6 protein-coding genes are annotated in these 13,018 nt (G+C 62.3%); all 6 read right to left on the bottom strand.

All coding sequences use genetic code 11. From position 1 onward, the window contains the following. Positions 1–26 precede the first annotated feature (26 nt). The 6 genes from ACGHP5_RS12830 to ACGHP5_RS12805 all read right to left on the bottom strand — a co-directional run bounded on the left by ACGHP5_RS12830 (position 27) and on the right by ACGHP5_RS12805 (position 13,009). Positions 27–2,780: a sugar-binding domain-containing protein gene (locus ACGHP5_RS12830; RefSeq protein ID WP_337772545.1), complete on the bottom strand. Its 2,754-nt coding sequence runs from the start codon at positions 2,778–2,780 to the stop codon at positions 27–29. Positions 2,781–2,806: 26 nt separating this feature from the next. Beyond that, a complete protein-coding gene (locus tag ACGHP5_RS12825) occupies positions 2,807–4,726 on the bottom strand; it encodes a heparinase II/III family protein (protein ID WP_390567121.1) in 1,920 nt (639 codons plus the stop codon). A gap of 18 nt (positions 4,727–4,744) precedes the next feature. Further along, the gene (locus ACGHP5_RS12820) at positions 4,745–6,733 is read right to left on the bottom strand and encodes a glycoside hydrolase family 2 protein (RefSeq protein ID WP_390567119.1); all 1,989 of its coding nucleotides are present in this window, start codon (positions 6,731–6,733) and stop codon (positions 4,745–4,747) included. Position 6,734: 1 nt separating this feature from the next. Continuing rightward, on the bottom strand, positions 6,735–8,525 hold the full coding sequence (locus ACGHP5_RS12815) for a glycoside hydrolase family 88 protein (protein ID WP_390567117.1): 1,791 nt from the start codon (positions 8,523–8,525) through the stop codon (positions 6,735–6,737). A gap of 79 nt (positions 8,526–8,604) precedes the next feature. Beyond that, positions 8,605–11,400: a sugar-binding domain-containing protein gene (locus ACGHP5_RS12810; RefSeq protein ID WP_390567115.1), complete on the bottom strand. Its 2,796-nt coding sequence runs from the start codon at positions 11,398–11,400 to the stop codon at positions 8,605–8,607. 7 nt (positions 11,401–11,407) lie between these two features. Next, a complete protein-coding gene (locus ACGHP5_RS12805; protein WP_337772554.1) occupies positions 11,408–13,009 on the bottom strand; it encodes a hypothetical protein in 1,602 nt (533 codons plus the stop codon). Between the last annotated feature and the right edge of the window lie 9 nt (positions 13,010–13,018).

Genomic DNA, 13,018 nt, shown 5'->3' with positions numbered 1-13,018 from the left:
GATTCCGAGGCGCTTTTCACAGAGACTTATTGCTTCATCAACTCCCCGATCACCTCGGGATTCGCAATAGGCTCCGGATCGAAACGGTCGCTGTTCATGTAGGCGAGAATCGAGCAGAGCATCTGCCGGGCAACGGGACGGTCGTCCAGATCGCTCTGCAAATCGAACGAGGCGATCACCAGTTCGCCCTTCCCGACACGGCCTTCGTAGAGCGTCGCAAGCCGGCGGTTGTTGGTGAAATTATCGACCATCTCCACCAGCGGAGTGCCGCCCCGGATACTGTCCGTCACCATCGCCACCGACCTCTTGCAGAGGTCCCACCACTGCCAGTCGGAGTGCATGGCCGTCGGGAAAGCGGCGAATACGGGGTGGTCCGGATCGCACAGCACGCCCATCGAACCAGCCTGTGCCGGAAAATGCACCGGACTCCAGAATACCGGAACGAATTTTCCTTCGACGCCTTTCAGTTTCCGCCAGTCCGGATTGAACAGCACCTTTCGGCCTTCGGCAACCCGCCGCCGTGCCTCTCCGAAGTCGCGGGTATAAACGACCTCTCCGAACTGCGGACCGATACCGGCGGGATAAACCCATATCGACCATGAATTTTCATACGGCGTACCGTCCAGCTTCACCCGCACGGTCAGGGCTTTCGCCGTTTCGACCCCGGCAAGCGGCACATCGATCCCGCCCAGGGCGGCATTGTAACCGACGGCGAGGTCCCTTGCCGGAAGGGTCCCTTCGGCCAGCACCGTCCCGCCGTCCGCAACGGACCAGCCGACAACCTGTCCCGGCAGAGCCTTCTCACCGTAATTACTCACCTCGATCTCGGCAAGGAAATGCTCGTCGTTCGTATAGGCGGCCTTGGCAAAACGAAGCAGCGGCGTCACGGGAGAGCAGAAATTCCGGAAACGTTCGGCCGTAATCACTCCCTTGCTGTCCCAGAAAGCGTCCAGCAGACCGACCAACGCCGTACCCTGCCCGGGGAAATCATGCAGGTCGAGCAACTGAAAACCGCTGATGCCCGCCGTCTTGAGCGCCCGCTCGATCTCCTCCTTGTATAGGATCGCCGCCAGCCGGCCGCTCGCCTCGGTATAGGCCGGAGCCTTCTGAAGCAGCCCTTTGGCTTTCAGGTCGTTTTCAACGGCCCTGAAATTGAGCGGCTCCAGCACGCCCGTATATTTGGGGATCTCCGCGAGGTCGGGATAAACCGCATACTGCCCGATCTCGTGGGTGATGAGCGGGACCTGCATCCCGCCGACAGCCTGCGAGAAATCGCGGTCGAAACGCGGCGATTCGCTGTCGAACACCCCCTGACCGCGAACCCAGCCCTTCTTCGTCCACTGCGTCACGTAGAAATCGTCGCCCGGTTCGGGCCAGACGCCGTGCCCCTTTTCGAACGTAAACGACGACGCCGTGTAAAGCCGCCGCGGATCAATCCGCTGGAAATGGCTACGCATGGCGTTGAGCACCCCGAAATCCGGCTGAAGTTCGTTGCCCAGGCTCATGAAGCAGAACGAAGGATGGTTTCCGTAGGCGGCGAGCATCCGCTCGCCCTCCTCGTACATGAAAGCCGTGGCCAGCGAGTCGGCGCCGATATTGAGCGTCCAGACCGGCAGCTCCACCTGCAGGTACATGCCCAACCGGTCAGCGACCTCGAAAGCGGCCTTCGGCGGACACCACGAATGGAACCGCAGGTGGTTCAACCCCCACTCCTTCGCCGTGCGGAAAACCTTTTCCCACCCCTCCGGGTCCGTGGGAGGATAGCCCGTCAGCGGGAAGATGCAGCATTCGAGCGTTCCGCGCATAAAGGCCGGAGTTCCGTTTACGAGCAGTCTGTTTCCGTCGGCCGCAATCGAACGCATCCCGAACACCTCGCTCCGCTCCGCGCGGTTTCCGCCGCCGTCGAAAGCGACCGTCACCTCGTAGAGGTTGGGCGTAAACTCGTTCCACAATTTCACGTCGCCGTCCAACCGAAGCGTCTCGTTCATCCCGGTCTCCGAACCGGGTTCGAGGCGGCACGGCACGCTCCGTGCCGCCACCTGCTTCCCGGTCGTCCGGTCGGTCACCTCGAAACGGAGTTCTCCTCCGACAGGCACGGGCGAAACGCTCTTCAGCGTCGCGGCGACCTCAACCTGCCCGCCCCCGACATCCGGCGTCACGTCAATGGCGACGAAACGCACCGTTCCGAAGGCTGTCAGGCTCATTTCGCCGACAATGCCGTTCCAGATAATCTGCGTGTCATCGGTATAAGCGTGCGCCAGATTGCGCACCGACAGGTCGTATTTCTTCCGGTTGTCGACCCGGACGGTCAGCCGGTGGCGCCCCGGGGTGAGCCATTGCGTCAGGTCGTAGCGGTGGGGCGTCGTAAGGCTCCGCTCGCCCGGCCCGGCCTTCACGCCGTCGACCCAGACGTCGGTGGTCCAAATCACCCGCTCCAGTCCGAGTTCGATGCGGCGGCCGTTCCATGCCTCCGGAATCTCCACTTCGCGCGTATACCACGCCGGACCGATGTAACTGTGTTTGCGCGTCAGGTGGAGCAGCTGCGGCTTTTCCAGTTTCGCATCCAATGCGCAGGGAGTGCCGATTCCGGCATCGTCGGTCGTTCCGGGAAGTTGGATCGGCTGCGCGAACGCCCGGTTCTCCCACCCGTTCGAAAGCCCCGTATCAGTCGAATCCAGGGCGACCGTCCAGGTCCCGGAGAGGTCGATCACCGCTCCATTTTTCTGTTCGGCACACGCCGCGCACATCGCCAGAACGACGATCAGCAAATTTTTTCTCAAATTCGATTTCATCTGTTGTCTGATAATTATTGAAACGTCCAATCGGTTTCCACCCGAAGGTTTTTGCCGCGCACCCGGACAATCACCGGATAGCAGGCCGGAGCGGATTGCGCAGGCGTGGAATTCAACGACGAGGGAATGCCGGGAGCCGTTCCCGCAAACACCTCGAAAGCGGCCGCAGGCCCGACCTTCACGCCGATCCGCGCACCCGGAACTTCGAGGACGAATTCCCTGCGTTTCTCATACCTCCGCACATCCGAAATGTAATCGTAAGCCGGCAATTCGCCAAGCTCCGCGGGTTGTGCAGTGCCGCCGATCCGGGGGCGCTGCGTCAGCAGCAGCACATAGTCGTAGGTATGGAGCGAGTCGGAACGTACGATGAAAACATCCTTCAGCCTCTCTCCGCGCAAGGTCAGCGTCCGCTCCATCCCGACCCCCGCATAGGCGTCGTCGCAGACGGCAGCGACAGTTCCGCCGGATGCCGCGGCGCGGAAGGTCTTCAGCGCCCCGGCCACGGGCCGCTGGTCGGCGCCGTCCACCGTCACCGTATTATGGGCCAGTGTCCTGCGATACCATCCCCTGAAAGCAGGAACCCCGTAGGCCGAAGTTCCGAGGTCGGGCAGAATCTCCCGCCGTCCGTCGTGAACCGAAACAGAAAGTTTGTCGGGATGGCCGTGCCCGCCGCCGTAGGGACCGTATTTCAGCACGACGGTCCTCCGTCCGCTGCGCAGAATCCCGACCCCGAGATCCCCGAACACGAGGCTCCCGGGCAGCGCCGCCGCGCCGCCGAACGCCGCGCCGTCGGGATTGAGGAGCGCCTCGTACGAATTCCGGGGAACCTCCCTGTAACAGCGTTTCAGCACGTCGAGCAGCAGGGGGTCGCGGTAATGCGCATAGGCCAGTTCATACAGCCGCACCTGCGCCGTGAGGGATTCGCCGTGCCAACCGTCGTTGTGGGCCGGAAACACCAGGTCTGCATAGGTTCCCTGCGCGGGCGAGGCGAACATACGGAACAGCCTGCCGTCGAAAAGGTCGATCCCCCGGCAGCGCAGCGCCCCGGCCGAGAGCAGCATGGCCCGCAGCGGGTAGTAATGATAGGTGGGCGACCCTTCGTTCCACCAGCCGTCGGGGTAAACGCACGCCTCCATCAGGCGGCGGTATCCGCACTCGGAATCGTTCAGCGCCGTGTCGATCAGCGAATCGTCACCCAGCGCCACACCCAGAGCGATGAGGCCGCTGTTATGCCATACCTGCCAGTTGCCGCCGCCGCGCCTTTTAAGCAGCATATCGGCGCACACGCGCAGGTAGCCGCTCTCGATCACCCCGGCCTCCCGGTCGGTCATAACCGGCCTCGCGACCGCATAAGCACGGGCCGCATCGCTGGCCCAGACCGCTTCGTCGAGGCTCTGGCCGAACATCCGTCCGCTATTGAGCGCAGTGGCCCGGCGGTCGGGGTTGTGTTCGAAATAGGTCGGGTACTTCGAGGCGTAGTCGAGCAGCATGTCGCGGATGTACTCCGCATATTTCCGCTCCCCGGTCGCCAAGTACAAATAGGTCGCACAGACGAGATAGTCGAGATTCCGGGCGTGCAGCACATTGACCCACGCCCAGTCGCGGCGTTTGTCTCCCGTGATGTAATCTCCGCACAGGCTGCAATAGTGGGCCGCGGGCCGGTCCCAGTCGAAAACGAGCATCACGTTGTGGCGGGGACAGAAATAGTCATGCAGATGGCCCCCTTCGAGCAGGGGAACCGCCAGCGGATGCTCCCGGCGCCGTTCGACGACTCCGGCCAGCGAGTCGAGGATCGCCCGGCCCCACGGCGTCGCCGCCGAAGCACGGACCGCCGCCCGGTCCGCGTCGCTGAAAAACCGGAACCCGTCGTCCCGCGCCGACACGCGCAGGGAGAGAAGGGCCAGCAGGATCAACAGAAAGAGTCTGTATTTCATCGGTTCATGCGTTTGTCGTCAATCGTTCTCCGCAGCCACATAACCCGTCGGGCGAACGACCCGGACCCGGGGTTTCCGGTGCGGGTCCGTACCGCCGATCGTCGCCGTGAACTTATCGCCCGGATTCAACACCGGCAGCGGGAGGGACCTCTCGCCGTCCACGGAGTCCCAGACAAGCGTATAGCCCCGCAAGGTATAGCTCGGCAGGCTGTTTTTCACCGCAATCGTGACCTCGGCCTGCGTCCCGCCGGCATGCTGCTGCACGGATTCGAAATAAACCGGGGAGGCCAGCCCCGCATAGACCCCGAACGAGGGCTTTTTGCCGAACCACATATCGGTCAGCCCGTGTATGCGCGCCTTGTACCGCCCCCGGCCCGATTCGCCGACGTGCGTGCGGTAGTCGTTGAGCGAAAAATAGATACACCCCATGACAAAGGGCGATTTTGCCCATGCGTCGTAATGGTAGGTCATTTCGGTGATCCGCCGCGGGTCGCCCCCGACGAAACGCGGTTCGCAGAGACCGTGCTCGGTGATCAGCAGCGGACGGCCCTTCAGCGCCTTTTTGTTGATCTCGTCGAGGCGCACGGGCGACTGGGTCCTGTCGCCGCCGTGCCATGTCCCCGAATAGTCGTTCCAGGTGGGGATGTCGGCCATCAGCGACTCGTCGTTGGCCAGAGTGGTGTAAATCTGATTCGACACGACCGTGACGAATGCATTCGTGTTCCAGCTGCGGGCATGGTCGATCATCCGCTGATAGATGCTCTTATCCGTATTCTGATAAACCTCGTTGCTGACGCCCCAGGAGAGAATCGACGGACGGTTGTAATCCCGTTCGACCGTCACGTCGAGCTGGTGTTTGAGCAGCGCCTCCAACTCGGGGTTCGGATCGCCGGGCTGCTGCCACCACGGCAGTTCCTCCTGCACCAGCATGCCCTGCTCGTCCATCATATCGAGGATGCGCGCATCCTGCTGCCAGTGGAAGCGCGTAACGACGCAGTTCAGCTCCTTCATCAGCCGTACCGCTTCGGCCATCACTCCGACCGGCTCGGCCATCCCGTAATCGGGATAGCTGCCCGGCATGTACTCCACGCCCGGCAGGCGGACCGGCTCTCCGTTGAGCAGGAGCCTGTCCCCTTCGATCGCAAGTTTACGGAATCCGAAACGGGTTTCATAGCGGTCCTGCAACCCTTTCGGGCCGTGTACATCGACCCGCATCACATAGAGGTTCGGCGCGTCGAAATGCCACAGGCGGACCTTTTCGAAGACCATTCCGGTCGTAAAGACACCGTCCTCCGACTTCAGCGCCACACGCTTCTCCGCAACGGGTTCGCGGTTTTTCCAGTCCAGAACGGTCAGTGTGAAATCGGCCCGGCGAACCCGTTCGTCCCAGAGCCGGATCTTCACGGAGGCGACCGCCGAACTGTCGGACAGGTCGACATCGGGCCTTATGTGGGCATAGCGCACGGGGACGCCGTCCGTTGCGACGAGCGCGACCGGGCGGATGATACCCCCGTCGTTGGGCCAGTCGAAGGACGCCTTATAGGGAAAGGCATGCTCGCTGAAACGGTTCGACACGGCCACGACGATCCGGTTGGACGCACCGTAACGCAGCAACGGCGTCACGTCGAACGACACCGGAGTGAATCCCGTCCCCGTGTTCCGCCCGGCCTCGCGCCCGTTGACGTAGCAGACCATATCGCGGTACACGGCGTCGAAACACAGCCGTACCCGCCGGCCTTTCCACGCCGCGGGAACCTCCGTATGCCGCTCGTACCACGCCAGTCCGAAATAGCGTTCCGTGCCGTCCTCGACGTTCCACGTATGCGGGACCCGGATCTCGCGTCCCCCGGGCACGCCCGCCTGCCATGCACCCCAGCCTGCGCTGTCCGCATCGGTCCTGAAGGTCCATCCCCCGCCGTCGAGCGCGACGGTGTCCCGCTGCGCCCGGCCAGGCGTGAAAGCCAGCACGGCGACTGCCATCAATATAATATTCCGCAAATTTTTCATATCAGGGTTTCATTACATAATCATACATCTGGCGGCCCGCCATGAGCAGCGCACCGACGCCGTACACCTCCGTATCGTCCCGGCCGACCTGCTGCGGATCGGCCCCGATGGGCTGCACATACCCCACTTTTCCGTCCTCATGCACGGCCTCGCAGAGCGCCCGCCACCCCTTTTCGGCAGCCGGGCCGTAATGCGCGCGGTCGAGCAGGCCGCGGTTGACGCCCCAGAGCAGGCTGTACGTGAAAAATCCCGTCGCGCTGGTCTCCGGTGCCGGGTACGACGCAGGGTCGAGCAGCGAAGCGTGCCAGAACCCGTCGGCGCCCTGCAACCCCGCGATCCGCTCCATCATCTCCCGGAACAGCGTCACGTAACGTGTCTTGGCCGGATAATCGTCGGGCATGTTATCGATAATGACCGTGAGGCCCGCCGTCACCCAGCCGTTCCCCCGGCCCCAGAAGACACGTTCGCCGTTCCTCTCCCGCATGCCGATATAGCGCGTGTCACGGAAAAAGAGCCTCTCTTCGGGGCAGTAGAGCGTATCGCAGGTGACGCGGAATTCCCGGTCGAGGTAGTCGTAATAGCGGCGGTCGCCGGTCACACGGCCCACCCGGGCATAGACCGTCGGGCCCATGAAAATCGCGTCGCACCAGCACCAGCGGCTGTGGGAGCCTTTGGCATAGTAGTTCAGGCTCGCGGTGTCGGGCGCCGCCATGATCCGGTCGAGCGCCTCCACCGTCGGACGGATCATGGCGCTGTCACGGTATTTCTCATAGGACATGGCGTAGAACTGCCCCACGCAAAGGTCATCGGCGAAGAAAATATTCCGTCCGGGCTTCCACCGGGTCTTCCGGCCGACCGTCTGCAGGAAGGTCGTATATTTCGCCTCCGTCGCCAGATCGGTCATCCCGGCCAGCCCTACGTACATCACGGCATTGACCCAGGACCAATAGGCGTGCGAATCCGGATAGCGGGAACCTTCGGCCGACTGCCGTTCGAAATTATCCAGCTGCCAGTCGGCGACACGGCGCATCTGGGCAAGCACCCTCCCGGCCCGGAACGCCCGGTGCTGTTCAGGCGTCAGTATCCAGCGGGCGATTTCCGAAGCCGCGACGGCATGCCCGCGCCCGTTGGGATGGTTGCTCTGGGCCATGTAACTCCGGATGTCGCGCCCCTCCCGGGCCAGAGCCACGAACGCCCCGTAGGTGTCCGCCAGCCCGACGCCGTACTCCGCGGCCAGTTTCCGGATCTGCCGGGCATGGAGCGCCAGCGGGGTCTCGGGGTCGAGCAGGTCCGAGGTAAGATCGGGCGTCGGCGTGCACAGAACCACCCTGACGCCCTCTGCGAGCGCCCGTCCGATCATTTTGCGCCACGCCGCGGCGGCCCTTTCCAGCCCGATGGCGCGGTCGTTCAGCGCATAGTCGATAAACAGCACGTCGGGACGGTGCGTGAGCACCCCGGCGGCGAAACGCCTCTCGCCCTGCTCGGAGTTCTCGCCGCCGATTCCCGTCACGATGCTGTTCACGACGGCATAGGGATAGCACCCCTTGACGATCTCCAGCACCTGGTGCGGATAGGCCTCGAGCGTCCTCACGTTCGGAGTGTTGAAATAACCCGACGGCACGCTGTGCCCGTGAAACACGAGGTTAAGAGTCCGGTTCCGGGGCCACCGGGCGTTCAGTTCCGAACGCAGGGAGTCCAGATAGTTTTCGGCGGAAGCTGTCCGGGCCGCAGCCGGGGAAGACGGCAGGAAAAAAGCCGCGAAAACGAGGATAATTGCAAATGCCTTGCGCATGGTCTTTGTCTTTGGTTTTGCCGTGAGCGGAATTTAGTCCGCTCACGGCAGGTTTTCGGTTTTCCGGAGCGCGGCCGGGCTATTCGGTCCTGAACAGTTTGTCGATCATCTCCGGGGTCAGTTCAGCCGTCGGAGCGAATCCGTCGCCGGCCACGTAACGTTCGAGGCTGTGAAGCATCTGACGGGCCACGGGGCTTTTCTCCCGGATGCCTTCCAGGTCGATACTCGTCATCAGCAGTTTGCCTTTGCCCACCCGCGCCTCGATGATCAGACCGATCTTGCGGTTGTTGTTCCAGTCGGGAATCATCTGTACGACGGGGCGGAACAATGCGGGCGTATGGTCGAGCACCATCGGACGGGAGTAGCGCACCATGTCGAACCACTGCCAGTTGGAATGGAACTCCGTGGGGAATTCACGCAGGGCGGGATGCTCCGGATCGCAGAGAATACCCAGAAGGTTGGGAGGCGTTCCCGACCAGACGGCGTTCCACGAGATTCCCGAAAATCCGGGAGGCACGTCCGAGTCGATCCGTTCGGGATCGGCCATCAGAAAGACCGTGGCGCCGTCGAGCAGCCGCTGCCGGACCGTCGCATTCCACTCCCTCGCAACCACGACATCGCCCATCTGCATTTCGGGAAGCCGCTGCGGATAAACCCACACGGCCCATTCGTTGAAGACATCGGTCCCGGCCAGCGAGAAGGTCAGCGTCATCTTCACGGCCTCGCGGATTCCCGACAACGGGATCGACACCCCGCCCAGGTCGGTGATCGGGCCGACCGGAATATCGGTCGCCCGGAAGCCGCCCTTGCGGTAGACCCGTCCGTCGGGATACTTCAGCGACCACTCGACGCGGCCGTTGCGGATCGCCCGGTCACCGAAATTCACGATCTGCGCCTTCCCGGTGAAGGTCTCCCCGTTGGTCCAAGTGAATTTTTCGGCGCGCAGCAACGGCACGCGCGTCCCCTGCATGCGGCGGAACTCCTCTGCCGTCACGTAAGGCTTGGCATCGTAGAAAACGTCCACCACGCCCACGGGCGACGTGCCCTGCCCCGGAAAATCGTTGATCTGCAACAGCGTGTAACCTCCGAACCCGGGCGTCCGGAAATAGGACTCGAACTCTTCCTTCTTCTGGATCACCTGGAACTTTCCCGACGCGATGTGGAAATTCCAGGCCTGGTCGAGCATGTTCTTGTCGCGCAGTCCCTCGCGGAAAATCTCGTAGTTATAGGGTTTCAGCACCCCGGTATACTTGCCGACCTGATTGAAGTCGGGATAGTTGCACCACTGGCCGATCTCGTGCGTGATCAGCGGAACCGATACCTTTTTCACATAGTCGCTGTAATCGTACATCGTGTTGAGCGGGGCGACGTTGAAACGGCCTTTCAGCCCCTCCTGCCACCGCTGCGGACGGGGTCCGTAGTAGTCGAAGAAGTCGCTGCCCTCGATGTTGGGATAACCCGAAGCCGCCGCATAGAGGTGGCGCGGGTCCTCTTTCCACTGCGCCAGCATCTTTTTCAGGAACGGATCGCGCCCCGGGCCTACAAGTTCGTTGCCCTCGCAGAAGAAAGCGAACGAAGGATGGTTGCCGTATTCGCGGAAAATCCGGGCCGCCTCGTCGAAGAAGAACGCATCGAGTTCCGGAACGGTCCCTATCGTGAAGCGCCAGTCGGAATTTTCGACCTGCAGGTAGAGTCCGAGCCTGTCAGCCGCCTCGAAAGCCGCCTCCGGGGGACACCACGAGTGGAACCGTACGGAATTCAGCCCGTAGTCCTTACACACTTTCAAAATCCGGAACCATTCGTCGTAATCCGTCGGCGGATAGCCCGTGATCGGGAATTCGGCCGAGTTGACGTTCCCGCGCAGGAACAGGATGCGGTCGTTGATCGTGAGCCGGGTTCCCTCGGTCGCGAAATCGCGCACACCGAATGTCTCCGACGTTTCGTCGGCGAAGGTATCCTTCCCGTCGGAAGCGGTCATGGAGAACTCCGCACGGTAGAGGTTGGGCGTGAACTCGTCCCACAGCAGCACCTCGTCGCCCAGCGCATATTCATAACTCACAACGAACACGGAATCGCTTCCCGCAAAGGCATAGGTCCGCAGCGGGAGCTGCACGGCCGTGTCGCTCCCGCTGTTCCCGCCGGAGCAGCGCAGGGCGATTTCGCCCTCGACGCTCCGTTTCTGCGGGTTGGCCAGCGTGACGTCGACCTTCACCTTCCGGCCTTTCCGGTCGGGATAGAGCTGGATGTCGGCCATGCGGACCTGGTCGTAGGCGCGAATCTCCATGTCGCCGACGATGCCGTTCCAGTTGGTCTGGGTCTCGGCGCTGACGGCATGCGTGTATTCCAGGTTGAAAATCTTGCTGTTGTCCACCCGGAAGCGGACCGTATTCCGTTCGCCGAACTTCACCCGGTCCGTGATGTCGAACTCATGGGGCGTCGAGAGGCTCATCTCCCGGCCGACGGCGTGTCCGTTGACCCAGGCCCGCACCTCCCAGTGCGCCCGTTCGAGGTGAATGAAAATCCGCTTGCCGCGCCACTCTTCGGGAATGAATACATTCTGCTTCTCGTACCAGGCGGCCCCGGCGTATTCGAACATGCGGGTCAGGCGGATAGACGTCATGTCCTGTGTCTTGTATCCTTTGCCCGCCTGGTCCGTCGAACCGGGCAGCGTGATGGTTTCGGGCAGCTGCGGCGTAAACCGGCTTCCCTTGACGGGAATGGCGACATTCGTCGGATCGAGTTTGAACTGCCATATTCCGGCCAGCGACAGGGATTCCTTTTCCCGCTTTCCGGGCGCGGAGCCTTGCCGGGCAAGAACCGGAGTTCCGCCCAGCAACAGCAATGCCGCGACAATCGATAATTCTTTCAGTTTCACAGGCTTCTTATTTTTTAACAAGTCTCAAACGATAGGTGATCAGGTCGTAGGAAGCGTGCCAATCGGTCTTTCCGGTCAGCACAATGCCGTAATTGGTGCCGCCGCTGGCAACTCCCACGGGACCGAGTCCGGAGCAGAGGTCCCCGTATACGTCCCGGATGTTGGTGCGGGCGGAGGGGAGCCGGAACCAGCCGTAGTTCGCACGGTCGCCGGTCAGGGCGGCACGCGGGGCGCGCAGGCTAATGTTGACGCCGCCTGCCGTCCGGAAATCGCCGCTGTAAATGAACGGGTGCTCCTCTTCGCGTACCAGGCTCGTGTTGTTGTCCACCTCCGACCAGCCGGCCGTGCCCTCGACGGCGCCGCCGGCGACAAAGGGCATATAAGCCCACGGAGCATCCACCGAGTAGCCGGGGAACTTGTCGGCATTGGCGAAATCCGGGTTGGTCGGATCGGCGACGTACTCCGCCGTCACCTCCCGCGTGGTCATGTTCACGGTGACGTTGTAATATCCCTTCTGCGACACCGGAAGTTTATACGGCTCCGCATCGAGTCCGCCGACCAGCGTGCCGCCGTTCTGCCGGTCGCAGGCGAGCGTGTTGGCTCCGGTCAGCGTATAGTTGATCCTGCGCGACGCCCCGAACGGACGGTCGCTGCCCATGAACGCCACGAACCGGATGTTGTCGTCGGCCTCGTTGCGGTAGTAGAAATTCTCGATCCGGAAGAGGTTCGTGCCGATACGCCGCATCGGAAGGAGCGTACCCATGCCCCAGGCGCTGTTGTCGGCATAGGCATCGAAGCCCTGCCCGGTGACCTCCGCCTCGTTTTTGGCGTCGGAGAGATACAGCCGGTCCATCATGCCGACGACGAGGTTGCCGCCCAGCACCGTCTTGTTGCCGCTCGAATCGTCGGCACGCACGAGGTACTGGTATTCGCCGGGCTTTTCGGCGGGAATCGTGAACTTCCCGCTGTAATCGTAGGCCAGTTTCTCCTCGTCGGTCGAAGGCGTGATCGTCGTCTCGAAATCGACGGGATCGCCGGCAGCCGTTTCACCCCACACGCGGGCGTAAATGCTCGTAAGCTCCACGTTTTCGGTGATCTTCGCTTCGAGTTCGATCTCGATCGGAACGCCGTCCAGCCCGTAGAAACGGGTCACCGTCGGCTTGGTAATGACGACCGAGGGAGGCAGTTCGTCGGCCTCGTAACCCGGAATCCGGTTCTCGGACGTCAGGTCGTTGACCGCCACGGAGACCTTCCGTATACCGCCGGCCCCGTTCCGCACGACCAGCTGGAGCAGGTGCTCCGTCTGGTTGTGGTCCTTCGTCACATCGAACGTCTCGTCGACGGTGTATCTGTCGGCATCGAGCTCGATCAGCTTGTCGATTCCCCACTCCCGGTTGATCAGCCGCACGGAGGAGAGTTTCTCTCCGTCGGACAGATTCGCCTTCACAGTGAGTTTGTATTCGGGACCTATCCACAGATAGTCGGCCGCTGCATCGGCCACCGCAGGAAGCGCCGGCGAGGGCGTGTCCGGAAAGGTCACGGTATCCTTGCACGACACGGCCAGAAGCACCGCCGCCGCCATTCCCATTTTCAAAAACGATCGTATCATCTTTCAGGT

The sequence above is a fragment of the Alistipes sp. i18-0019-D1 genome (genome assembly GCF_042852885.1).
Lineage (GTDB): Bacteria > Bacteroidota > Bacteroidia > Bacteroidales > Rikenellaceae > Alistipes.
The sequence above is the reverse complement of the archived record's forward strand: the minus strand, read 5'-3'. Positions and strand labels throughout refer to the sequence as shown.